This window comes from Bacillus sp. FSL R9-9410 (assembly GCF_038050385.1).
Classification (GTDB): domain Bacteria; phylum Bacillota; class Bacilli; order Bacillales; family Bacillaceae_G; genus Bacillus_A; species Bacillus_A cereus_U.
In genome coordinates this window covers 2,622,003-2,646,366 of sequence record NZ_JBBOTV010000001.1, presented here as the reverse complement: position 1 = coordinate 2,646,366, position 24,364 = coordinate 2,622,003, and the positions used below count along the sequence as shown (strand labels likewise).

Here is a 24,364-nt window from a genome sequence, read left to right as displayed (position 1 = left end):
ATAGGAATCAAAAAAACGTTATGCAATAAAAAAGATGCTGAATTAGCATCTGAATGTGAGGGAATAGTATTAACTTAGTTTTGTAACTGTTAATTCAACTGAATTTATACCATTATCACAAGTTACAATACTTTGATGATTGAAACCACTATTATTTCTAAGTTGAAGAGTTGAATTAGCAGGCACCGTAACAATAGTTTCGCCAACTAGTTGAAGGCATTCGTTATTTGATGAAGTATTCATTTGAAAAGCGAAATCACCTTGACTATTAGCAAGTGGATTATTATTTAAAAATATAGTGATGACTGGAATATGGGGAAATACAGGATTTAACGTAGTGTTAATACTTGAAATGAAAGAAATTCTATAATCACCAGCTTTACTAAATTGTATAGTAGTCGGATTTAATAAGGAAACTCCTCCTGCCAAAGGGCCAACGTGATTAAACGGAAAAGAACCGCCAAAAGGAACAGTTATAAACTCAGTTTGCCAAAAAGTGCCGTAAGCAGGCTTAGATGATTTATGTGAATGGTCGCATGAACATTTTTTATACGAACTGGAAGATTGATGGCACGAACATTTTTTATATGAACTAGAAGAAGAGTGGCATGAAGATCTTTTATATGAACTTGAAGAATGATAGTATGAACCCAATATATTACCTCCTATTATTAATAAATGTATAACACATAGTAGTTTATGCAATCGAAAAGCAATTGGCGTGTATACTTGTCCATATATAAGGTAATAGATTTGGGATAAAAAGCTGGCATAATATAAAGTGCTCTAATGAGGAGATATAGTTTTCAAAAAAATGGAGTTAGAATATTCTATGTAATGAATTTTGGAGAAGAAAAAGGATGAATATTTAGCAGATAACTCTATCCAAGGTTTTAAAATGTTGAAGTATTTAAACTTTAAGATAGTATATCGCCAAAGTAAAGAAGAGAAGTATTTAAAGGACAGCATTTTAGTGAAACAGAGAAATGGATAAAGCGATGATTAAGTTTTTAACTTAGTAGTCGCTTTTTATTTATGTAGTTGTGCAGGAAGAAGGCAAAAAATATCGAATGAATGTAATTATACAGAATTGTTTGTATTTATTTCGAATAGTAGTTAAAGATACGTTAGTTATATTTCAAACAGTAAGAAAAGAGAGATTAAATAATAGAGGGAGCAACTTACATGGAAAATATATTAAAGGTATCCTCAAAATCAAGTCCGAATTCAGTGGCAGGTGCAATAGCGGGCGTACTAAGAGCAAGTGGCAAAGTAGAAATCCAAGTGATTGGAGCTGGTTCTTTAAATCAAGCGATTAAAGCAATTGCGATTGCAAGAGGTTTTGTAGCTCCAAGTGGCATTGACTTGGTTCTTGTTCCAGCGTTTCAAGAGGTTACTATCGATAATCAAGAAAGAACAGCAATCAAATTAATTGTAGGTCCTAGAAGGAGAAGGTCTTAATAGCGAGCATTAATATAAGGGGATTTGAAAAGGTCAATAGACTCCAAAAAGTTAGACACGTTATTTCATTTGACAGTTCCTTGGGCGTGGATACAGTATTGTACCGGATTTATGACTTTTAATTCCTCTTTATATTTAGCGGGTTTTTCTAGAAACTTAAAAATGCCAAATCCTTTGTGACATAAGGGATTTGGCATTTTTGAGGTTTTTATGTTTTTTAAAATCAACAATTCTAAAACTGCTCATTCTTCTCCCAAGATTCAACGAGATAGTATGGAAACCCTTATTATATCAAGGTTTCTAAGTGGTGATTTCTCTCGATGCTCACATTTTGCTCACATTAAATCTTTTCATTTTTTATCAGGTGTTTTCATTAGATTTGATTATGCTCTCGAAGTTTTCCGCTGCTTGTTGCTGCATGTTCTGTGTGATATGACTATATTTGTCTAAAGTCATTTGAATAGAGGAATGCCCTAAGCGATCTTGTACGATTTTAGGGTGTTCTCCAGCCTGAAGCATAAGTGTAGCGTGAGTATGTCGTAAGTCGTGTATACGAATTCGAGGAACACCAGCTTTTTTATAGTGATCATTCAAAAAGCGATGGGGAGCATCTATATGTAAGGGCGAATGTATCGTATTGCCGGTGAAAATAAACGCCTCATCATTCAAGTGTATACCCCAGCGGAAAAATTCTTTCTTTTTATAGGAATAGTAGGATTGCAAATTCCCTATAACAAAAGAAGAGATGCTAATGCTTCTATTTGAAGACTTAGTTTTTGTGGCAGCTTTAAATAGTCCTTTTTCTGTTTTTACAAGTGATTTATTAACCAGGATACGTTTATTATCAAAGTCAATATCTTTCCACGTTAGTGCAAGTAATTCTCCGCGTCTCATACCTGTATAGATTGCGAGTAAGAAGAACATATGGTACTTGGTATTTTTTTCTTTTAAATACTGGAGGAATCGATTACATTCTTCGCTAGACCATGTTTTCATCTCACCTTGCTCTTCACGTGGTTTTTTAACCTTATTCATTATATTATCATGTATGATTTCCCATTCTACAGCGTGTTTGAAAATGCATCTTAAGCAGCGGTGGATATTGCTGATTGTACCATTTGACAGACCTTTTTCTTTAAGTTCAGCATAATAGCTTTGAATCATTACAGGCTTAATGCTTTTAATTTTTTTGTAGCCAAATGTGGGAAGGATATAAAGTCTGATTAAGCTTATGTCTTTTTCATAAGATGTTATTTTTAACTCAGCTTTACGAATAGGCTTTAATTTTTCCCAGATATCTAACACACTTAATTGTTTGTCGTCAAAATACATTCCTTTTTCAATCTCTGTAATCATATTTGCAGCAGCATGTTGAGCTTCTTTTTTAGTTCTAAATCCACCTTTACTTTTTTGTTTTCTTTTACCTGTCATTGGATCTATACCGACATCTATTGTAAATGACCATCTTTCCCCACGTTTGTGGAAGTATCCGTTCATAAGTAAATCCTCCTTATAGCTACTGAATTATTGTGGCATGTTGAGAGATTGTATGATGGAGTTTACTAGCAAGTAATTGGTTTTCATAGTGCAGAAGCCTTCTTTTAGCGAACTCAAGTGTGACATTAAACGTTTCAGCAATAAATAAGGTTTCTAAATGGGTAACAGGGAGTCTTCTTAGCATAAAAGTCGGGATACAAAACTGTAGTGCAAAATTATTTGCTTTAGCTTCTTGATAGCTTAAAAACATTTTAGGCATAAATAGTTGGTTGCCAGAGTGTAAAAGGATGTGACAAAGTTCATGGGAGAAATCCTCCCAGTGTTCACGTTCAGATTTTCGACTATCAATTACTAAACTAGCAATTCCACTTTTTTCGATGGCATGACTTCCAAATGGTGCAAAATAAATCCAAATATTTAATTTTTTCGCAATCTCAATCATATCAATCTGTTCAGGAACAAAAATAGATAAGGATTGGTACAAGTGCTGGATATAGTCTTCGAGTTGTGTAGTATAGTAAGGCTGCGATTGAAACAAAATTGTTCACTCCATTCAAATAAAATAAGAACATTTGTTCTTATTTTATAATAAAAAAGAAAAAAATGAAATGATTATATTAAATAATTAAAATTAATAGAAATAATAATTTTCCTATTTCATATACATAGATGCTATTTATATTCTTGATTACCAAACAATGAATAGTTATATTCGTTAAATGTATTGTTTTAGAAATGGATAAAAATATTTTTTACGTTAATTTATTGACGTAATTCGTCTTTTTAATATAAAGTTTTATCTTGTCAGGAACTAAATGTTAATATGTGGTAATGGTTAAATAAAATATATGGCAAAGTAAGGTGGAGTAAATTGGAATTTAATAGAATCTTAAAAGCCAAAGAGCTTATGGAATATTTTAAGATATCGAGAGAAACTCTTCGAACTATGGAGAGACATGGACTCTTAGTAGTAAAGAAGGGCGAATATGAATTAGAAAAAGTTATAGATTTCTTTACTAGTATAGAAGAAAAAATAAATTCAAAATTCAAAGTAGGGAATTTCTATACTAATCAACAAGTAATGGATATTTTTAAATGTGATAATAATCAGGGAATGAGAAGGTCTCATGCAACTAATTCACTAGTTTTGTTTACTAAGATCGAAAAAGATCTATATTATGATAGATGGGATGGAGAGATATTACATTATACCGGCATGGGAAAAAAGGGGGATCAGATTTTACAAAGTAACCAAAATAAGACCCTTTATGAATCAAATGAAACTGATATAAAGGTGTATTTATTTGAGACATTTGCCAGCCATAAGCATCTTTTTAGGGGAAGAGTTCAACTCGCAGGGATACCATATCAAGAGATTCAAGAAGATCAGGAAAAAGAAAAAAGAAATGTATGGATTTTTCCGCTGAGGTTAATAGATGGAGAAACTTATGTTCCAGAGGAAGTTATTAGAAGTAAGCAAGAGCGTAATCAAAAAAAAGCAGAAAGATTAAAAGGTGAAGCTTTAAAAGCGAGGGCAAAAAAGGCGAGTTTAAAATGTAGTACAAGAAATACTACAACTAAGACGTATGTTCGTGATGAATACGTTGCACAATATGCAAAAGAACGTGCTAATGGTTTTTGTGAATTGTGTGATCAACCTGCACCATTTCCAGATAAGAATGGAAATCCTTATCTGGAATCGCATCATGTAGAATGGCTATCAAAAGGTGGACACGACACTATTTATAATACGGTTGGTGTATGTGCAAACTGTCACCGTCGTTTACATGTTTTAGATGATAAAACTGATGTGGAAAAGTTGAAAGCGAAGCTTGAGCGATATAAGTAATCAAATATAGGCTAAAGTACATAAAGAATTAATGAATTATGTAGCAGACGTGAGAGGGCGATACATATGATACCAAATAACATTTCAAAGAGTAATATATTAAATGCTATTCATTATTTAGAGAAAAACGGCATACAGCCTAATCGTATGTCTACGAAATTCGAGGTATTATTTAATGGTAAAAGATATCCGCCGAAAGAAGTACTGAGAGAAGCAAATTATATAGCGAATAAAGATGAGTTATGGAATTTTGGTGGGGGAGATGAATCAAATAATTTTTTAATAAAGAAGGGCTTTGTCGTTGTTCGAAAAGGAGAAAATGAACCAATTGAATTAGATTATACTAAAAACAAAAGAAAAAATATAAAACAAAGATGTGAAATAAGTAAATCTGAAAAGGATTTTATTAAAGAAATAAATGAAGAAATAAAACATACAGAAAAGTTAATTGTTATTAAAAGTAGAATAGGTCAATCATTATTTAAAAATAAGCTATTTCAAAATCAAGAAGGTTGCGCATTATGTGGATTAGAAGATAAGAGATTTCTCATTGCTAGTCATATAAAGCCCTGGAAAGATTGTACGGATTTTGAAAGAGTAGATGAGAATAATGGTCTATTACTATGCCCTAACCATGATTGGCTATTTGATAAAGGATTTATAACATTTGATAACGAAGGGCAGATAGTACTGTTTGAAGATATTGATAAAGATATTCAAACAGCATTAGGAATTCCTGAAGATTTTCATATGGAATTTAATAATATTCAGGTAGAATACTTAAACTGGCATCAAAAAAATATTTTTCGTAAAACTAAATAATTAAGAGTTATTTTTTTGTGGAATTATGTAAGAAGAAGTTCCGGATTTTGAATAATGGTTAGAACTCTAACTAGCGAAAAAATTATATAAAAAGGATGTGTCTAACGTGAAGAAAAAAATATCAGTTGTTGGGGCTATTATTTTCAATGAGAATAATGACATTTTATGTGCACAACGCTCTCCTACAATGTCATTACCAAACTACTGGGAGTTTCCAGGTGGAAAGGTAAATAGGGGAGAAGAGCCGCAAGCGGCATTAGTTCGTGAGATTAAAGAGGAGCTAGATTGTACTATTACTGTTGGAGGAAAAGTAGAAGAAGTTGAGTATGAATATGAGAATATTATTGTCCACTTAACTACATATAAAGCACGAATAGTTCTAGGTACACCAAGGGCTCTTGAACATGCAGAATTAAAATGGACTAGCATTAAAAACTTGAAGTATCTAGAGTGGGCACCAGCTGATATTTCAACAGTAGAAGCGCTGTAGTTAGAGTTTAATAAAATGTACAAAGAGGTGGAATAAGAAGGAAATGAAACATTAAGATACTAAAAGAAAGAGACGAATCATTAATATAGATCCGTCTCTTTCTTTTGTGTTTTAAATAACATGGAAAATAAATTTCATTGTAAAATACGATTATATTCTTCCTTTAGAAATTTATTTTCTAACCCATGATATTTTTTTATGTATCCCATAATTGTTTCTTTGGCTATGTGATCAGTAAAGTTTTCATAAAGATAGAAACAAATAGCTTGATAAGTAGCTTGCACAATATCTTTTAAAATATCTTGATTAAGATCATTTCTAGTAACGTTAGCGATTACTTGATCAGAAATAATGTTAATTTTTGAAGCTGCAATGGATAAATTCTTTAATTGATAGGGAACCTCTAAGGACAAATCTTTCACAAAAATATCTCTAATGAAAAACTGTGTTGTCTCTGAAGAATAATATTGATTTTTTGGGTCTGGGAAAAATTGCAACAACAAGTTACGGTCATGTAATCTGAAAATATGTTTAGATTCAGTTGAAATAAGGGTACCGGCTGAAACATCATGTTCGAATTCTTCTAAATCTGATACAAAGAGGTTAGGAAGTATTTCATCATCAGAATCTACATGCCCCTGAAGCATCTCACCTTGTAATTCAGGAGTTAAAAGGATTGTGATGTAATTTGGTCCGAATTTATCAACATATATGTTAAATCCGTCTATTGTATCATCTGTAACATCAATAATTTTGTCAAGCTCATCTCCATATTCTATGATAGGAATGTTTATAACTGGAAGTTTATCATCAATAAGGTAGTCTGATAAGTCGATAGTTGTTTCGCCATCATCAATTGCTATTAATTCTTCTCCATTATAAATAAAAGGTTCACCATCAAAACTAATTTTTTCCACACCGTGATCCAAAATAAAATTAATATCTCTTTCTAAATTAATTTGGCCTTCAATATCATTAAGATACTTAGAAAGATCAATACTATGTTTACTTGGATTAATATGCAGTTGATTTGTAATCAACTCTTTTTCTTTGTCAGACTTATTAATATACTGTAGATTAATATTATCTGTAATAAAATTATTTTTCAGGAATTTTTTTAAATCATTTAAATCTTCCCAACATTGTATAAATTGATCGTATTTTAGAATGACTTCAGTACCATGACCTTGAGGTGCTGTATTATAATCAATACAAACAAATTCATCTGTTTTGTTCAGTTCAACTTCATAAAGTAGAGAATCAAAAAGATGCTTTGTTTTTACTTTTACTGTATCTGATAACATGAAGCACGCTAAAAAACCGATCCCATAATTTCCAATGGGTTTATATTTATAGCCTTTTAATAAATAATCATCGGATTTATAAAATGAGGCACCTAATTTTAAAAAGTATTTCTTTAGTATATTAATATCCATACCAATTCCATCGTCTTTAATGATTACCTCATTAGCATCTTTATCTAAAATAATCTTAATAGTAGGTATATATTCTTCATCTCCAAAATCTGCTTTTTGATCAAGAATCTCCTTTTTCACTCTACAAGCATCGAGAGCGTTTTGAATAAGCTCTCTTAAACCATATTTTTTTTGCCCATATAATTCTTCGCCCATTAATAATTTAGTAATTTGGCTATAGTTGACTTTAAATTTCATATCTGCAATTGTATAGCCATCGGATTTTATAAAGTCATAGACTTTGGGGTGTAGTAGCAATTTATATTGGGCAGAAAAAGACTGTGTTAAATTACTGGCATTATCAATTTCCTCATTAATCCAATTAATATAACTTAGTATTTTTCTATGAATATAATGGTTATTACATCTTCCATGGAGTTCAATTTTTTTATAATTATCCTGTGTACATCTTATCTTATCAGTGTTCTCTATTGAAAAATGTTGTGCCCATTCTTCTTTACTTATCCCTTCTGGTGCAATTGCATCAAATAATTTAGGAGGAGTTCTCTGGCTGTCAAAGTCTAGAATGTCAGCAAGTCTGAGAATAATAGCACAAAATTGTGCATTATATACATACTGTCCTTTCAATCCATAAATGTCTAAATTTTGTTTTATCCATGTTACATCCTCAGTGTGAGATTGACAGATTAAAGCTACAATATCTTCATATGTTGTACTTGGCATATTGGGTATAACTAAGTCATCTTTTAGGTTTTGTTTTACATATTCTGATGATCTAAATGCATGGACTCTTCTAATAAGATCCTCAGTCGCTTTTATTTCATCGCCTTCAAATTTCTTAAGAATAGCACTGTATTCTATATCTTCATATTTTAGAATACCTTCTTTAATTTGCGTAATTTCCTGTTGAGATGCGGCCATGCCTATGTCATGCAGTAAGGCAGAGTAGAGTAATAAACTTAGCTCTAAATCGCTTAACTGGTTTATATCTGGTAATAGTTTTTCCATATAGCCCATTATTCTAAGGGAATGACCTACATTATGCAGTGTGTAATTTTGAAATACTTGGCTTATTCTGGTATTTAAAATGGGCTCTACCTTTTTGTATACTCTAATAAAATCATTATATAGCTCAGGATTTCTTTTCTTTAAATGTTGAACAAGTGTAACAGAATCAATTGTTAAGGATAAAGTGGTCTCCATTAAATTACTCCTTTTCATGTACGAGTTGTTTTGAAAACTAAAAAGTAACACCTTATATTATGAATGTATGAGGTTGAATTTTATATTGAAATTCAATAATTAAGGGATTATTAAAAATAATAGATTAAATAAAAACATGTAGTATTAGCGCGTTTTTTATTTTTGTGTATCTTTTGGTTTACGATTTTTTTCTTTTTGCTTAATAAACTCCCAAAATTGTTTTAATTCTTCAAGCTTCTCAGGAGGAGCATTTTCAATATCTTTAAACCAAAGATTGAGTTTAGACTCTGTAAAAAAATCTTTTGAATTTAATTCTTTATTATTCCTTTTTTCAGTTCTACCAAGGAGGTAATCGACTGATACATCGAAGAAATCAGCTAATTTTTGAAGTGTATCATAATCAGGCTCACGATTTCCTTGTTCGTACATTGCATATGTTGTGCGAGCAATTCCTAAATGTTTTGCCATATCTTCTTGTCTTAATTTTTTTTCTTTTCTAAGGAAATTTAGCTTAGTTCCAAACATGTTTTTACCTCCTTTCCAAATATTTCACATAATAATTATAACTTCACAATATGTAACATTAAATAAAGTACACGAAATGTGTAATTTGGGTTGACTGACAACCTTTTTTTGGTTAATATCAAGAGTGTATTACACGAAATGTGACAAAGAGGGGTGCGAGAGTGAGAGTGTGGTTAATTGAAAAACGTAAGAAAATTAATAAAACGCAAAAAGATATAGCTCATAGGGCTCAAATATCTAGAAGTATGTATGCAATGATTGAAAATGGAGAAAGAAATCCTAGTGTTTATGTTGCGAAAAAGATTGCATTGGTCCTTAGTTTTGAGTGGACGGTTTTTTTTGATGAAAAATGTCACGATTCGTGTATATGAAACTTTAGAGGGGAGTGAATATCTATATGATTAACTTCGATATTGAATCATTTCGTCAAATTATCCGAGAAGAAGTACAAAAAGCAACTGAACATCTTCAACCAATGAAAGAATTACCGCCATTTTTAACTATTACAGAATTAATGGAACTATTACATATTAAACGTACCAAAGCATCTGAGTTATTAAACCGTTCTGATTTTCCAGTATGTCGTGAAGCCGGGGTTCTTATTCCTACACACCTTCTTTTTAAGTGGATGGAGAATCACACTGAATGGGTAGAAAACAATACGGAGTATTACAATCCATTTAAAGAATCCGTCTAATAACAAATTACCATAGTAAGTTGTCACAAATAAATAATGCTTTAGGTACGAATGGGGGAAGTAAACGATGTCCATAGGAAAAGAAGTTGCTATGGCACGAAAACGAAAGGGAATCACCCAAGAACAACTCTCCTTAGAAATCCCCGTGAGTCGTGAGTCACTAGCAAAATATGAAACTGAACAACGACGGTTACCAGAAGATTTGCGAAAATGCATTACTGAAGGAATTAATGATCCGCAGCTGTTTTTTAAGATGTGGAGTGAGGCAACAGGGGATGTAAGTATCCCGTTCTTCAATGGAGAGCACATAGATCATCATCCTACAAGTCTGAGATACATGGTTTATCAAGAGACAAACAAAGCTTTGGAACAACTTGATACAGTATGTTGGTCTAAGCCTTCACAAACTTGGTCCGAAAGAGAGAAAGAGGATTTGAAAAAGGTAATGCATGAAATCTTGGATGCTACAGGTTCGATGATGAGCCTCGTAGCGGTCCTATGTGATCAATATGGTATTTCAATGAAAGAAGTCTTTAAGTACTGGAAATTATCATTACGAGCTAGGAAGTATATAAAAGCTTAATTTAATTATTTTATTGGGGAGGTTTAAGTTATGACAATTGATTATGCAAGTCCAACTTTAAATCAATATAAAACGCTAATTCGTAAGGAAGCAAATTTATATGGTGATATTCGAATTGCAGCAGTTTGTGGGGACTATATGAAAGCTAGGGATTTAAAACAAGAGAAGAAATTAATGGAGATAAGAATTCGAATTATAGAAGCAGCATTTGTTTTGAAAAACAAAAAGAAAAAAGGAAAGGCCACCGCGTAGCCTGCGATAGCCAATCATGACAGTAGATAAATTATAGCATATAACAATTTAGTGCGACAAGCTGTTGTGCTTGTCGTTATGACCAGAAAGATTTGTTAACTCTAACCGCTTAATATACATTACATTCTGGTCATAACGATGCGTACAGTATCAAATTATTAAAAATGGGGAGGAAATTATGAAAGTAGAATGTAATCGTCTGTTCGACTTAGTTCTACCAGGTGATTTTGCTTTTGCAAATGAATTACATAACTGCATGGTGACATGTATTCATAACATGTTCAATGCTGGTTCATTAGATGAAGCTAATCATTGGGAGAAGGAATTAAATAGATGCGCAAAAGAATTCAAGAGCCTTCGTAATGAAAAAGAGGATCACGATGTATCAAAGAGTTATCGTGTAGTTGTTAAAAGCCTTCAAGGGCAGGGGGATCAATGCATCAGTAGTTAGTCGAAGAAAATAAAAAATCTATCACTTGGCAGAGTGATAGATTTTAGACTCTTATAGAGAGTCTTTCTAAAAATTGAATTGGATTAAGTATATCAAAGCAAACCAAGTAAAACAATGGAGGATGAATAATATGGCAGTTTATAGACCTGTTCAAGTTTCATATTGGCAAGATGCTTTCGTTTTAGATCTTACACCGGAGGAAAAATACTTCTACTTATACTTAATGACTAATAGCAAAACTTCTCAGAGTGGTATCTATGAGCTTCCATTACGAGTGATAGAAATGGATACAGGGTATAACCGTGAAACGGTTGAGAAGCTGCTAGAGCGTTTTGCTGATTACGGGAAAATTCATTACAACAAAAAGACCAAAGAAATTATGTTGATTAATTGGCTTAAATTCAATGCTATTACAAATATGAATATTGAAAAGTGTGTGTTAAAAGAAATCCAGAATATTAAGTGTGAAGATTTTTTAATTGATTTTTATGAGACATGTTTAGATTTAGAACAGCAGCAAGATTTTAAAATCCCTCGTATTAAGGAATACTTCCAAGCTCGTTTTGAGTGGCTTATAAGGGGCTTCGAAGACCCTATGAAGGAAAAAGAAGAAACAAAAACAGAAACAGAAACAGAAACAGAAACAAAAGAACAAGAAGAAACAAAAACAAAAGAAGAAGCAGCAAGCTGCTCAAGAGATAAAAAAGTTGCAGAAGAAAATCCAATAGCATTTTATGAGCAAAACTTTGGAGTTCTTAAACCATTTGTGGCTGAAGGGATCAATGCGTGGATTGAAGATTTGAATGCACAGCTTGTTATCAAAGCAATGAAAATAGCTTTAGAAAAGAATGCACCTAATATGTCTTATGTACAAGGTATTTTAAGAGATTGGCATGCTAAGGGGTATAAGAGTATTACTGATGTTGAAGCTGCACAAACTCAATTCCGTAAGAAATACCAGTCTCGTGGTGGGAGAAGTAATACTAGAAAAGAAATCGTCCCTGATTGGTTACATACACAAGATACAGAAGTGCAATCTCAGCCTGTAAAGCACGATGAAATGGATTTAGAGGGTGAACGTAAACGTTTAGAACAAGTGTTATCTAAATATAAAAAAGAGGCTTAGGAGGATTGTAATGCCAAAGCAGTTAACAATATTTGATGTTGAGCCTGTAGTAACATTCGATACTGAGAAAGCACACATTCATCGATTAAATTCTAAAGTTCGTTTTACGGATGTAGTTGTTCAAGTACCAAAGCAAGTAAGAGCTACTGATGAATTAAAACCAACAACAGCGCAAAATGATCAGTATGAATTATTTGAGGAATATACAATTGGAATTTGGAGATTTAAGCGAGTGGAAGATAAGCAGTTCGATTGGGAAGAAGCGGAGGAGCTTTGCAAGTCTGCGAGAGATAATAAAGAACCGATTTCAATACGACTTTATTTATCATTAGAACAATCATTTATTCCCGATAATGTTGTGGAATATCTATAACAAAATAAAAAAGTCGAGATTGCTCCCGACTTGCTTCGACAAAATAATCATAACATATGGGAGCGGTCTTAGTGGGAATTATTAAAGAAAATCTTGTAGAAATGACAGCTGAAATAGATTTGAAAATAAACGTAATATATGTTGTTAAAAATGGCCAGGTCCAACTAATAGAACCACCCCAAGGTGGATTTGGTGAACAATCATTTGTATATCAAAGTGGAAAAGTAATTCGTATGGAAGAACGAAAAACACAGTTATTATAATCGAATTTGAATTTTATAAAAATAAATATTGAGGATAACCCTTATAAATAAGGGCTCCACTCTCAAAAGGGTGAGAGTAGAGCCTGTGAATGAAATTACTGAGTTCTTGGGATGGTGAACACCAGCACATAAATAATATCATGAGTATTCAGAAAAAACATTGAGTAAATGTTTACGATTATTCAAATAATAGTAAATTAGTTTGAAGCGAACAAAAGCGTTATTTTGTTAAAAAGTAATGTGGAGATAAATAAGACCGCTCCTTTTATCGGAACGGCCGTACAAGTAACCTGTGCTGGAGGTCTCATCAAATAGCTTGAGATGTTTTCTTTAAACAGTTTGGACAAGAATTTTTACGATTATACGTAAAAACGGCAGGTAATTGACTAAGTTACCTGCCATGTCCTGAAAAGATACGGAGGAGAGAGCTCCGATTTGAAAGAGTGCAGCCGGTGGGAAGTCGGCTTGCAGGTAGTATGTGTAATGTGAAAAAAGATTATTCGAAAAGGGGAATGAGATATGGAATACCTTGAAAAAGCAACTAAAGATATTAAAGAGAATTGGTTCGCAGATCATGTGGCTGAAATAAAAGGTGAAGAAGGGTTACAAGTAATTCAATGGGGCAAGCCAGGCACAAACATGTACCGTACAAAATATGTATTATCTGGTGCGAATGTCTTTATTTCTGGTGATATCGGTGAAGCGGTTTATAGATTAACATGTTTAGCAACATTAAAGAACATTAAGGGATTTAATCTCAGTTATTTTACAGGGAAATTAACAGCGTTTTGTGACGATCGTTGGGACTTTGATGATAAAAAAGCTAGAAAAGAACTTAAAGAACATTGGGAAGAATGGGAAATGAATGATCAAGAAGAAGGGAAAGGGATGTATAGAAAGATCGTGTCAGCAATTAATGAAAGTTCATCAATGAACGAATATCAGTATTGGTTGCACGATGCATATCACAGTACATCTATGGATTCAGAAACAATGTCATGTGTTTGTGATTTCGGAAAAAGGTTGCCATATCGTTTAATCGGATACTGGTTAGGGTTACAAATGGCAATTGAGCAATTAGAGAAAAACAAACCTGCAGCAGAAGCAGTGACTTTATAACAAAATAGTTATCTTGTAGAAAAGGGGAATGAATATGGCGTCTGGTTGCATCATAGCTGAATGTCCTATTTGTGAGGATTGGGTATTTGAAGATGAGTGGATACTTGATCAATATGACAACGTGGTTCATGAGAGATGCCTTAAAACAAGGAATAATAACAATAAAACGACGCATCTCTTAAATCAAGAAATACAAAGGCTTGAGAAGAGAATAAAGGAATTAGAAGAGCAGAATAAGAGCGGACAGATGACGCTATTTTATTAAAATCCTTATTTAAAATAAAATAGAGCGCTTTTAACAGCGCTCTATGACCAAGACTCATATCAAAAAAGGTGACTACGATAATAGCATATGTATGTTTTTAGTGTACGTGCAAGTTTAAACAAAATCTTTATTTTAATTAAAAGAGCAGCTAGCAAAAGCTAACTGCTTGTTGAAAAAAGAATCCACTCCAGGTTATTTACTGCCAGAGTTTCAAGAAATAAATGATTAAATTAATTTAATCTTTCAATTACAATCGAAGCATTTATATTCGTTTGTGTTCCACCTGCCAGAGTCTGCAAAGTAACTGCAGCAGCGGAAGTATGATTATTAAGGGTAATAATATCACCTGCAGCTAAAGCGAGAATTGTTTGGCCGTTGTTTGGTTGAGTCCCTGCACCTGATCCATAAACTGCGCTGGTAACCGGAGCGCCATTTAAAAAAAGTGTGAATTGATTAGGCTCAACTCCTGATACAGAAAAAGAAATTTTATAATCTCCTGCATTAAGAACCATTAATTGAGAAGTTCCCAGCGTATGAGTAAAACCAGATGTCATTCTACCATGTGAATTAAAAAGAATAGGTGCTTCCAAGGCAACAACTTGAGCTGCTGTATTGAAAACATAAGCATAATGAGATAACCCAGATACTGTAAGTCCGGTAGGCCCAGTTGGCCCCGGAGGTCCACCAGTTCCTGGCAATCCGGTAGGTCCAGTAGGCCCCGGAGGTCCACCAGAAGGTCCAGTTGCTCCAGTTATGCCGGTAGGTCCAGTAGGTCCTGGAGGTCCACCAGAAGGTCCGGTTGCTCCAGTTATGCCGGTAGGCCCAGTAGGCCCCGGAGGTCCACCAGTTCCTGGCAATCCGGTAGGTCCAGTAGGCCCTGGAGGTCCACCAGAAGGTCCGGTTACTCCAGTTATTCCGGTAGGTCCAGTAGGCCCTGGAGGTCCACCAGAAGGTCCAGTTGCTCCGGTTATGCCGGTAGGCCCAGTAGGCCCCGGAGGTCCACCAGTTCCTGGCAATCCGGTAGGTCCAGTAGGCCCTGGAGGTCCACCAGAAGGTCCGGTTACTCCAGTTATTCCGGTAGGTCCAGTAGGCCCTGGAGGTCCACCAGAAGGTCCAGTTGCTCCGGTTATGCCGGTAGGCCCAGTAGGCCCCGGAGGTCCACCAGTTCCTGGCAATCCGGTAGGTCCAGTAGGCCCTGGAGGTCCACCAGAAGGTCCGGTTACTCCAGTTATTCCGGTAGGTCCAGTAGGTCCAGTAGGCCCTGGAGGTCCACCAGAAGGTCCAGTTGCTCCGGTTATGCCGGTAGGCCCAGTAGGCCCCGGAGGTCCACCAGAAGGTCCGGTTACTCCAGTTATTCCAGTTGGTCCAGTAGGCCCTATTTGAGGTAAAGGAAAGGCACATGGAAAGGGTATGTGACAATTCTTTTTAAATTTACTCATTTTTTCACCTCCCTTATAAATTAACTAACAATTTATATTTATACTTTAACAACTTATGAGTAAACAACCACACGGGTGTAAGGAAAAAACCTATAAAAATTACATGAAAGGTTTTAAGAGCAAGCCTCTATTTCAAATTCCATACCAAAAAGAGCACCATATATAAGTGCTCTTCGGACCAAAACTCTTAATGTAAAAGAGTATGTGATATCATACGTGATTTTTTCAGGGGCGTGAAGTATTGGAACAAAAACGCTATTTAATTACTAAGTTATCGAGATGAAAAATAGTGCACAAAGTTTTTTGTGCACCACTATATATAAACTATGTCTTGTCTTGTTAATATATGTCCACCTCATAAAATCGTGAACAGATTAAAGTGGAATTTAAAAAGAGCGCTTTCCAAGGCGCTCTCTGACCAAAACTTATATTGAAAAAGAGTACACATGATATTGTATGCATGTTGTTTAGGTAGGTTCAGCTTTATGACAAAATCGTTATTTGGATAATTCCAGTAATACGATGATTTGTAAAGGCGAGGTGACTTTTGTCTGTATGGAAAGTTTCAAAATGTTCTTTTTAGATGTATTAATAGTTAGGAAAACATAAATCTGGAAATAAAACTTGATATTCCGGGTTTAACCGAAGATCAGTAGTTGAGGTTGTAAAGTGTATATAACTTTTTTCTAATTTATCTAGTGTTGCCAGGTGATGAATACCTAAGCCATGCTGGATGCTATGTTTAGAAAGAGTAGGACCAATTTGTAATTTTCGGTTTTTCATAGCTGTATTCCATGGGCTGTAAAAAAATTTTAAAACGAAAGCAGGATACCTGTAAACGATAAATGGATGAGGTGACCAATGCCGCCCTGCCCAATAGTTACCATGCGAATAATTGTGGATTAATCTACCGCCATAGTATGGGGCAGGTGGATTAGGGTGGAGTATTTGCCCGTGATAACGCTGTTTGACAAGGGGAATTCCGTATCTTGGATTGGTATAACCGTGAGTAGGGTCATCCACCATCAGAATAGTCCTAATAGCGTACATGTTTTGCCCTAAAGTAGCAAGAGATGAGAAAAAGGCTTCCTTATCAACACAGCAAAGGAATTCAGTGGTATTTAACACCATTTTCCATCCCGTAATTTCTTTTTCTATGTTCATTACTTCTTGATCAACTAATACGGCATCAAACTCTAATACTTTTGAATCACGGATTTCCCAATGAGGTGCAAACAATTTGCATATTTCAACCGAACGATCAGTAGACCCACGATTAATAAGAATGCCATGATCAAATAGTTTTGTGTGGTGCATTAACCACCACGGAAGCAGATACTCTTCGTTATAAAAATGAGAAATTAAAGTTGTATTAATAAAGAGTCCTCCTTTCAAATTTTTGTGGAATATATCCTTATCTAGTATGATATGCTGCTTGACCTAAAAAGTTTTCTTTAAAAATTAAAATGGATATTGAGATTTAAAAATATTCGTGGGAATTTCAAGGGTCTGGAATGATGGATAATAAAATGGAGGTACTAGACGGAAAATATTCTTTATACAAATCCTAGAATTAAAGATTGGGAAGTTAATTAAATTAATGGCTGATGGTGAATATGAAATTGAAACTATTGATAGTAAGGTAGTCAAATGGCGGAATGGAGAGTTAAGTAAGGTATGGAGTAAATATATGAAGAATAAAAGAGAAACCGTACTGTTTGAGTAAAAGAACAGTACGGTTTTTCATTTATGGGGTAATAAAAACTGTATTCGAAGGGATATTTTTATTAGTTTAATTTAGGGATGGTTAATTCTATAGCATTTACACCACTAGCACAGGTTACAATATTTTGGTTGTTTAAGGGGCTGTTATTTCGAATTTGAAGTGTTGAATTGACTCCCATTCTTCCTGAATCATTTCCAAATGGAATTGTAGCGATCACACTATTTGTTGCACCATCAATCACAGATACAGTAGCATTATTAGTATTTGCTATATAAATACGATTGAAGGCTGTTAATTACAGTCCTCCGGTAGGACCAGTAGGACCCGTTTCACCAGTAGGACCAGTTGCTCCAGTAGGACCTGTTGCGCCAGTAGACCCCGTTGCGCCAGTAGACCCCGTTGCACCAGTAGACCCCGTTGCTCCAGTAGGACCTGTTTCACCAGTAGACCCCGTTGCTCCAGTAGGACCAGTTGCTCCAGTAGTGCCAGTTGCTCCAGTAGGACCAGTTGCTCCAGTAGTGCCAGTTGCTCCAGTAGTGCCAGTTGCTCCAGTAGTGCCAGTTGCTCCAGTAGGACCCGTTTCACCAGTAGACCCTGTTTCACCAGTAGGACCAGTTGCTCCAGTAGTGCCAGTTGCTCCAGTAGACCCCGTTGCTCCAGTAGGACCAGTTGCTCCAGTAGTGCCAGTTGCTCCAGTAGTGCCAGTTGCTCCAGTAGGACCCGTTTCACCAGTAGACCCTGTTTCACCAGTAGGACCAGTTGCTCCAGTAGTGCCAGTTGCTCCAGTAGTGCCAGTTGCTCCAGTAGGACCCGTTTCACCAGTAGACCCTGTTTCACCAGTAGGACCAGTTGCTCCAGTAGTGCCAGTTGCTCCAGTAGACCCCGTTGCACCAGTAGGACCTGTTTCACCAGTAAGACCAGTTGCACCAGTAGGACCAGTTGCACCAGTAGGACCAGTTGCACCAGTAGACCCCGTTGCACCAGTTTGCACCAGTAGACCACCAGTAGGACCAGTTGCACCAGTAGACCCCGTTGCACCAGTAGGACCAGTTGCACCAGTAGACCCCGTTGCACCAGTAGGACCAGTTGCACCAGTAGACCCCGTTGCACCAGTAGGACCAGTTGCACCAGTAGGACCAGTTGCACCAGTAGACCCCGTTGCACCAGTAGCGCCTGTTGCTCCAGTAGGACCAGTTGCACCAGTAGACCCCGTTGCACCAGTAGGACCAGTTGCACCAGTAGTGCCTGTTGCACCAGTAGGACCAGGTTGCTCCGATGCTAGCAATGATATATCATCCACTACTACATCGGGACTTCCAATCTGCCCTAATTTAAAAATAGATACAAGGGCGTGGGTAGCTGTAGGTGGTGCTAAAGAAGTAGTTTGATACACTTTCAACCAGGTATTTTGACTGTTATCTGGAAGACGATTTGATGGGAGTATAACAGACAGACCATATCCTAAAAAATTTGCTGGAATAACTGCCCCTGCATAATAAGCCATTGTAATCGAGATAGTAGGGCTTGCAGCTGCTCCAACTTTAGCAAGAGAAGCGAATAGTTCATAACTTTGATTTGAGGAAACAGGTACCTCTTGAACAATAACAGCATTCCCTATTCCGCCAAAAAGACTTGCACTGAAAAGGCCAGAATGACTATGTGTACCATCAATAGAAGCATTCACCGTCAAAAACGGTAAAAGTGTTCCGTTTTCAAATCCACCATTAATAATGAGATTAGTAATCAAAAAATCACCTCTCTTCTTGATATAAATTAGTAATATCCCTTTTTATACATGAAGCTAGATAAGACATCCCTAGAAAAGTTAAACTATTATATATGTATGAAAATAATAGAATCCATGATTAGACTTTTATAACCTTTAAATAAAATAATTAAAAAGATGGATGAAATTGTATTTGGAAAAGGCGTGGGAAATAGAAGAGGTTTGAACAAAAGCGTTATTTAATAAAAAAGCAGTTAGCTTTCGCTAGCTGCTCCGCTGTTCTCGTTATGTAATTTAGATGAAGATACTAGCTACTAGAAATATAGCTCCTATCAAAATTAGAGATTCAAATAAAATCAAAAATTGGTTTTTCTTTGGCTTTTTTAATTCTTTAATTAAGCCCAATACTGCACTTATAGCGAAAACGATATATAGGCAGATTATTATGGTTTCTGAAATTTTTAACACTTAATTATTTTTACAACTAGATACTAAAAACCAAATATTAACAAAATCGTTATTTCATAGTAAATAAAAAAGAGCACACAAATAAGCGTGCTCTCAAATAAGAAAGGTAGAATGCTATGAATGGAAAGCTTCCATACAATAACATATGCTTGTCCGGTGTAAATGTGAAAAGTTTTTAAACAAAAACGCTATTTGATATGTAAAAGTTAGAGCACTTTGGAAAGTGCTCTGTAAAGGCTATTTATTCTAAAAAGAGAGGATAGAAGATATCATATGAGGTTATTTTTAATTGAGTGTGTATCTTTTGCACAAAAATTGCATTGTATAGAAATGAGGAAGCTAAAAAAGAGCACCATGTACAAGTGCTCTTCAAGATAGGAGGTAACTCTATGAGCTGGGTCTAGGTTAGAAGTATATGGTGTGAAAAAGAAATAAGAACAAAATTTTATAATCAGACTAATAAAAAAGAGCAGCTAGCAAAAGCTAACTGCTTAGCCCCAGGGAAGGGAGAGGAGCGGTTTGTTAGGTCTAAGGTTGAAATAAGGGTTTTAGATATTAAGACCTAAATATAGTATGGATTTCAATTTAAAAGTTATGCATATAAACTGTATTCGTGCAAAAAAATGGTTAACAAACAAAGCAGCTAGCTAATTAAGCTAACTGCAATGTTCTTAGTACTTTCTCTAAAGGATATGTGATTCAGCACAATTTCATGGGAAAACTATTATGGCTGTTAGCCTACCTATAGTATCTACAATTTGTGGGAATTAATTCTTGAATTTTATTATAAAGGACCAATGAAAATAAGATGGCAGACAGTTGGTAAGTGAACTGTCTGCCAAATGAATGAACAAATGTGATTTGGAAAGATTGAGCTACATCTGTAATAGCTCATGAGTAGTATAGTTAGAAACTTAAAAGTTTATTCATCGGGTAAAGTGAATTGAAAAACTTCATATTGCACGACAAAGTAGCTAGCTTAATTAGCTAACTACTTGTTGTACAAAAGAAAATTAGGCCCTACAAGTAAATGATATGTAACTTTTAGTTACAGCTATAGTATAAGCAGAATTAAAAATATTATGTGGGAGTGAAAATGAGTTTAATAAAAATCTCATTTTGTAAAGTTCAAATGCATCCAACAGGAGAATAACCAAAGGATGCATTTGAACAGTAAATTTGTTATTAGAAATTTTGGTCATGTATACACATAACTAATGTTTAGTATGGGTTTAAATATAACAAAGTATGCAAAAGAGCAGCTAGCAAAAGCTAACTGCTCCCTACAAGGAGATACAGAGAAAACTACTTTAAATGAGTTCTGGCTAACAGCCTATCTTACAGTATTGACGGAATATTGAGTTTTATCCAGAGGGGGAGGAGATGTATTTAATGAAAGAATATAGCCCACCATATTCCGAATAATGCAATCCAACCAATGCTATGTAATATGTATTTCAAAATTTTCATAATTAATCCTTTTAGATACAAATTGCTCAATGAGGATGGATTTTATAAATTTGTTACAAAATAATCCTTTTCTAATAAGAAAATTACTAAAATATGAGAAAATGATATAATAATATCTATAAATTTAGTCCTACTGGAAGAACCAGCGGACATCAAACTATAAAGAGCAGTAGTGATATTGCTCTGTAGTTTGGTGTCCGCTCTTTTGTTTTTTATTAACAAAATAGATAAGGGGTGTTTTTATATATGATGCAATTAACTTTCTTACCTAAAATTGACCGAAAAGCAACACAGGTTCGTTTAGAAGAGATTTTAGAAAACGTTCGTATTTACAGACAATTTGGGATGATCAGAAACGAGATGAAGGTCACAGCCTCTAGTGAGGTAAGGTATCATGGTCCAACAAACATAGTAGGAAAGCCAGCTGAAGATGTTGCTTTAGCAAATGTTGCAATGAGTGAAAGAGAATTAAAATTACAACGTTTATCTTTTCAAATTGATAAAGCATTAAGTCGATTTAGCAAAAATCAACGAGATATCATTGTAAAACGATATTTGGAAGATGAGGAAGTCTTTGATTATATGGTTTATAACGATATTGGTATGAGTGAACGTACATATAGAAGAAATAAATCTAATGCTTTTTATAAATTAGCTTTCGCTCTTAGATTAGAAGTATATGAGACAGAAGAGCAGAATAGGAGGGAGTATCTATGAACTTTGTTCAACCTATTCGTGATCCAGAACAAATACAACATATTAAAGAATACCTAAAGAAAAACAATGAACGTAATTATATTTTGTTTGTGATGGGAATTAATACGGGGTTGCGTATAAGTGATATTCTAAAGCTTAAAATAGGCGATTTAAAGGGCAGTCATATTTCAATGAGAGAAAAGAAGACAGGCAAACAGAAACGTATTCAATTGACTCCAGCATTAAAAAGAGAACTACGTTGGTACATTGAAGAAAGAGATGACAATGAGTATTTAATTAAGAGTCGTGAAGGAAAGAATAAACCGATTGGACGCAGCATGGCATATAAGATACTTAGAAGTACAGCAGCAGAGTTTGGATTAGATGAGATAGGAACACATACATTACGTAAGACATTTGGGTATCATATGTATATGCAGACGAAGAATATAGCCTTACTTATGGAGATATTTAATCATTCATCTGAAAGGGTTACGTTAAGATACATAGGTGTCAATCAAGATGCGATGGATAAAGCTATGATTAAATTTAAAATATAGCAACATCCTTTTTATTTTTTGATTTTTATAATTACCCATTTTTTATGTGTTGTGTAACTCAAAAAGAGAAGGTTTATGAAGCTATGAATATCAAGGGCTCTAGCGAAAGGGTCAGTTACACACAATATAAGATATGGGTAAGTCAATTATTTGTATGTTAAGATTATGCTATAAAAAAAGAAAGTAGTGATTGTGATGAGTGAAAGATGTCCGGTTTGTCAAAACTCTATTGAGGAACAACAATTAGTGGGAGTGGGAGGGGGACGTGTAGAGCAATATAAATGTGAGAATTGTGGTACATTTTCCATGGCTGAAGAAGCGAGATTTGAATTAAATGTAGAGCAGAAGAGAAAACTTTCTGCAATTTTAAGAAAGAGAGCCATTAGAGGGATGGGAAAAATAATGATTTTTCTTAATCGACCAGATAAAAATCTTTCAGAATTTCCGTATCCTATTTATCTTTTAGGGGATCTATTAAGTGAATATCCTGATAGTGCTTCTGATAGGTTGGATGAGTCATTAATAAACTTAGCTAAATTGTCCAAATTTCCAGGTGACCCAGTATATATTCGTGAATCAGATAAATCTCTATTTTTTGTACAGAGTGCTCACTTGTTGGAAATGAAATATATAGCGAACCAACTATTTCAGGACGAACTGATTGAGATATCTAAGCTATCGGCAGCAGATTTCCCTGCACATATTACAGTTACAGCGAAAGGGTGGAATCGTATTGCAGAATTAGAAAAAGGAAGAGAAGCGGATACTAAGCAGGTATTTGTCGCGATGTCGTTTAGTCCAAAAATGGATAGTCCATATAAGAATGCAATCACAAAAGCTATAAAAGAGGCAGGATACCAGCCTATCAGAATTGAAGAAGCGGAACATAATAATGACATAACTGATGAAATTATAGTCAAAATAAGACAAAGTAAATTTGTAATTGCAGATTTTACCGGACACAGAGGTGGAGTTTATTTCGAAGCTGGTTATGCGATGGGACTAGGTAAGACTGTTATATGGACATGTAAAGATGACGATTTTAAAGATATTCATTTTGATACTAGACAATTTAGTCATATTAAGTGGTCAACAGAAAACGAATTATACCAAAAATTATTAAACAGAATTAAAGCAACAATTAATTAAAAACATGGCAGAGTCGTGAACGCTTTTTGGCAGTAAATGTGCCGGTTGTTTTGGAGTTAACGTGATATATTTGTATTGTGAGAAGTGGCGGAAAACACAACTCATAAAGATTCCTTTATATTTTGTCTAAACGACTCATAATGATGGCACATAAAATCCGAAACCAGCAGATGGTAATGATTGAATGATACCGTTATTAGGGAGAGCTTTTGCTCTTCTTTCAATCGCTGACTCCGAGACAAGTAGAAGCAACTACGGGAGAGTGATGTATTGTCGGCGATTGAAAGAGGTGTACAATCTCACAACCAAACAAACTAAAAAAATATGAAGCGCACAAACATGACTTGTCTATTTGGAACACGGCTATCTTTTATGGTAGTGGTGTTTTCCATTATCAATGATAAAACTTCATTTACCGTATTCTCCTTTTTTGTCGAATAGATAGAGAGAAGGGAGAGATAACATTGAATATCTGTGAAATATAAGATATGGGTAAGTGAAGAAAAGGCATAAAAAAGAAGCGTAGTTCGTCAAATGGACGTAACGCTCCATTACCATCAAGTTAAGAAATTCATTGTTTTCGATTAATAGTATCTGTTTTTATGCGATTGTTATTGATTTTAAAAAATTACAAATCGCCTCATTAAAGGCGATTTGTAATTTATTCATTTTGCATTCTTTTGATAAATAAATATCTTTTAAAATTAAATGCAATTTT

The 24,364-nt window shown here is 34.6% G+C and carries 26 protein-coding genes and 1 pseudogene; 18 read left to right on the top strand and 9 right to left on the bottom strand.

The window, feature by feature from the left end; genetic code table 11:
- Positions 1–69 precede the first annotated feature (69 nt).
- Positions 70–654 (bottom strand): hypothetical protein, encoded by a 585-nt coding sequence (locus MKX77_RS13745; protein WP_002127124.1) that lies wholly within the window; start codon positions 652–654, stop codon positions 70–72.
- A gap of 531 nt (positions 655–1,185) precedes the next feature.
- On the opposite strand from MKX77_RS13745, the gene MKX77_RS13740 reads away from it, so the two are divergent.
- Positions 1,186–1,461 carry a stage V sporulation protein S gene (locus MKX77_RS13740; RefSeq protein ID WP_002035358.1) on the top strand — a complete coding sequence of 92 codons (276 nt, stop codon included), beginning with the start codon at positions 1,186–1,188 and terminating at the stop codon, positions 1,459–1,461.
- A gap of 360 nt (positions 1,462–1,821) precedes the next feature.
- On the opposite strand, the gene MKX77_RS13735 is transcribed toward MKX77_RS13740, so the two are convergent.
- A complete protein-coding gene (locus MKX77_RS13735; protein WP_341306938.1) occupies positions 1,822–2,958 on the bottom strand; it encodes a site-specific integrase in 1,137 nt (378 codons plus the stop codon).
- 19 nt (positions 2,959–2,977) lie between these two features.
- A complete protein-coding gene (locus tag MKX77_RS13730) occupies positions 2,978–3,496 on the bottom strand; it encodes an ImmA/IrrE family metallo-endopeptidase (protein ID WP_097854332.1) in 519 nt (172 codons plus the stop codon).
- A 333-nt stretch (positions 3,497–3,829) separates the two neighbouring features.
- Here MKX77_RS13730 and MKX77_RS13725 point away from each other — a divergent pair, with 333 nt between their 5' ends.
- The 3 genes from MKX77_RS13725 (at position 3,830) to MKX77_RS13715 (ending at position 6,119) form a co-directional block, all read left to right on the top strand.
- Positions 3,830–4,807 carry an HNH endonuclease gene (locus MKX77_RS13725; protein ID WP_257130373.1) on the top strand — a complete coding sequence of 326 codons (978 nt, stop codon included), beginning with the start codon at positions 3,830–3,832 and terminating at the stop codon, positions 4,805–4,807.
- Between the two features lie 66 nt (positions 4,808–4,873).
- A complete protein-coding gene (locus MKX77_RS13720) occupies positions 4,874–5,629 on the top strand; it encodes an HNH endonuclease (protein ID WP_097854331.1) in 756 nt (251 codons plus the stop codon).
- 106 nt (positions 5,630–5,735) lie between these two features.
- Entirely contained in the window at positions 5,736–6,119 is a 384-nt protein-coding gene (locus MKX77_RS13715) for a (deoxy)nucleoside triphosphate pyrophosphohydrolase (protein ID WP_097854330.1), read from the top strand.
- A 134-nt stretch (positions 6,120–6,253) separates the two neighbouring features.
- On the opposite strand, the gene MKX77_RS13710 is transcribed toward MKX77_RS13715, so the two are convergent.
- Positions 6,254–8,758, bottom strand: coding sequence for an HD domain-containing protein (locus MKX77_RS13710; RefSeq protein ID WP_341306937.1), 2,505 nt, complete (start codon positions 8,756–8,758; stop codon positions 6,254–6,256).
- A 156-nt stretch (positions 8,759–8,914) separates the two neighbouring features.
- The gene (locus MKX77_RS13705) at positions 8,915–9,283 is read right to left on the bottom strand and encodes a helix-turn-helix domain-containing protein (protein ID WP_097854328.1); all 369 of its coding nucleotides are present in this window, start codon (positions 9,281–9,283) and stop codon (positions 8,915–8,917) included.
- 161 nt (positions 9,284–9,444) lie between these two features.
- On the opposite strand from MKX77_RS13705, the gene MKX77_RS13700 reads away from it, so the two are divergent.
- The 10 genes and pseudogenes from MKX77_RS13700 to MKX77_RS13655 all read left to right on the top strand — a co-directional run bounded on the left by MKX77_RS13700 (position 9,445) and on the right by MKX77_RS13655 (position 14,412).
- Positions 9,445–9,654: a helix-turn-helix transcriptional regulator gene (locus MKX77_RS13700; RefSeq protein ID WP_097854327.1), complete on the top strand. Its 210-nt coding sequence runs from the start codon at positions 9,445–9,447 to the stop codon at positions 9,652–9,654.
- 26 nt (positions 9,655–9,680) lie between these two features.
- On the top strand, positions 9,681–9,980 hold the full coding sequence (locus MKX77_RS13695) for a helix-turn-helix domain-containing protein (RefSeq protein WP_000606754.1): 300 nt from the start codon (positions 9,681–9,683) through the stop codon (positions 9,978–9,980).
- 67 nt (positions 9,981–10,047) lie between these two features.
- A complete protein-coding gene (locus MKX77_RS13690) occupies positions 10,048–10,563 on the top strand; it encodes a helix-turn-helix domain-containing protein (RefSeq protein WP_341306936.1) in 516 nt (171 codons plus the stop codon).
- A gap of 30 nt (positions 10,564–10,593) precedes the next feature.
- On the top strand, positions 10,594–10,815 hold the full coding sequence (locus tag MKX77_RS13685) for a hypothetical protein (RefSeq protein WP_000151152.1): 222 nt from the start codon (positions 10,594–10,596) through the stop codon (positions 10,813–10,815).
- 178 nt (positions 10,816–10,993) lie between these two features.
- Positions 10,994–11,279: pseudogene (locus MKX77_RS13680) on the top strand (hypothetical protein).
- A gap of 117 nt (positions 11,280–11,396) precedes the next feature.
- A complete protein-coding gene (locus MKX77_RS13675; protein WP_341306935.1) occupies positions 11,397–12,392 on the top strand; it encodes a DnaD domain-containing protein in 996 nt (331 codons plus the stop codon).
- A gap of 10 nt (positions 12,393–12,402) precedes the next feature.
- Positions 12,403–12,765, top strand: coding sequence for a cell division protein SepF (locus MKX77_RS13670; protein ID WP_341306934.1), 363 nt, complete (start codon positions 12,403–12,405; stop codon positions 12,763–12,765).
- 71 nt (positions 12,766–12,836) lie between these two features.
- Positions 12,837–13,028 carry a DUF3954 domain-containing protein gene (locus MKX77_RS13665; RefSeq protein ID WP_085310793.1) on the top strand — a complete coding sequence of 64 codons (192 nt, stop codon included), beginning with the start codon at positions 12,837–12,839 and terminating at the stop codon, positions 13,026–13,028.
- Between the two features lie 519 nt (positions 13,029–13,547).
- Positions 13,548–14,147, top strand: coding sequence for a hypothetical protein (locus MKX77_RS13660; protein WP_341306933.1), 600 nt, complete (start codon positions 13,548–13,550; stop codon positions 14,145–14,147).
- Positions 14,148–14,181: 34 nt separating this feature from the next.
- Positions 14,182–14,412 carry a hypothetical protein gene (locus MKX77_RS13655; RefSeq protein ID WP_061457994.1) on the top strand — a complete coding sequence of 77 codons (231 nt, stop codon included), beginning with the start codon at positions 14,182–14,184 and terminating at the stop codon, positions 14,410–14,412.
- A 230-nt stretch (positions 14,413–14,642) separates the two neighbouring features.
- Here the strand turns inward: MKX77_RS13655 and MKX77_RS13650 are convergent, their stop codons facing one another.
- Positions 14,643–15,851, bottom strand: a complete 1,209-nt coding sequence (locus MKX77_RS13650) for a BclA C-terminal domain-containing protein (RefSeq protein WP_341306932.1) — start codon at positions 15,849–15,851, stop codon at positions 14,643–14,645.
- Positions 15,852–16,439: 588 nt separating this feature from the next.
- Positions 16,440–17,168 (bottom strand): glycosyltransferase family 2 protein, encoded by a 729-nt coding sequence (locus tag MKX77_RS13645; RefSeq protein WP_341307964.1) that lies wholly within the window; start codon positions 17,166–17,168, stop codon positions 16,440–16,442.
- A 283-nt stretch (positions 17,169–17,451) separates the two neighbouring features.
- Here MKX77_RS13645 and MKX77_RS13640 point away from each other — a divergent pair, with 283 nt between their 5' ends.
- A complete protein-coding gene (locus tag MKX77_RS13640; protein ID WP_341306931.1) occupies positions 17,452–17,577 on the top strand; it encodes a hypothetical protein in 126 nt (41 codons plus the stop codon).
- Positions 17,578–17,638: 61 nt separating this feature from the next.
- Here the strand turns inward: MKX77_RS13640 and MKX77_RS30680 are convergent, their stop codons facing one another.
- Together MKX77_RS30680 and MKX77_RS13635 are read right to left on the bottom strand one after the other, a co-directional pair.
- Positions 17,639–17,848 (bottom strand): hypothetical protein, encoded by a 210-nt coding sequence (locus MKX77_RS30680; protein WP_262450006.1) that lies wholly within the window; start codon positions 17,846–17,848, stop codon positions 17,639–17,641.
- A 24-nt stretch (positions 17,849–17,872) separates the two neighbouring features.
- Positions 17,873–19,324, bottom strand: coding sequence for an NTTRR-F1 domain (locus tag MKX77_RS13635; protein ID WP_445819103.1), 1,452 nt, complete (start codon positions 19,322–19,324; stop codon positions 17,873–17,875).
- A 2,163-nt stretch (positions 19,325–21,487) separates the two neighbouring features.
- On the opposite strand from MKX77_RS13635, the gene MKX77_RS13630 reads away from it, so the two are divergent.
- The 3 genes from MKX77_RS13630 to MKX77_RS13620 all read left to right on the top strand — a co-directional run bounded on the left by MKX77_RS13630 (position 21,488) and on the right by MKX77_RS13620 (position 23,646).
- Positions 21,488–21,958 (top strand): ArpU family phage packaging/lysis transcriptional regulator, encoded by a 471-nt coding sequence (locus MKX77_RS13630; protein ID WP_341306930.1) that lies wholly within the window; start codon positions 21,488–21,490, stop codon positions 21,956–21,958.
- On the top strand, positions 21,955–22,497 hold the full coding sequence (locus MKX77_RS13625) for a site-specific integrase (RefSeq protein WP_341306929.1): 543 nt from the start codon (positions 21,955–21,957) through the stop codon (positions 22,495–22,497). Before MKX77_RS13630 ends, MKX77_RS13625 begins: the two co-directional genes overlap by 4 nt.
- Positions 22,498–22,692: 195 nt before the next feature.
- Entirely contained in the window at positions 22,693–23,646 is a 954-nt protein-coding gene (locus MKX77_RS13620; RefSeq protein ID WP_341306928.1) for a nucleoside 2-deoxyribosyltransferase, read from the top strand.
- Positions 23,647–24,364 lie beyond the last annotated feature (718 nt).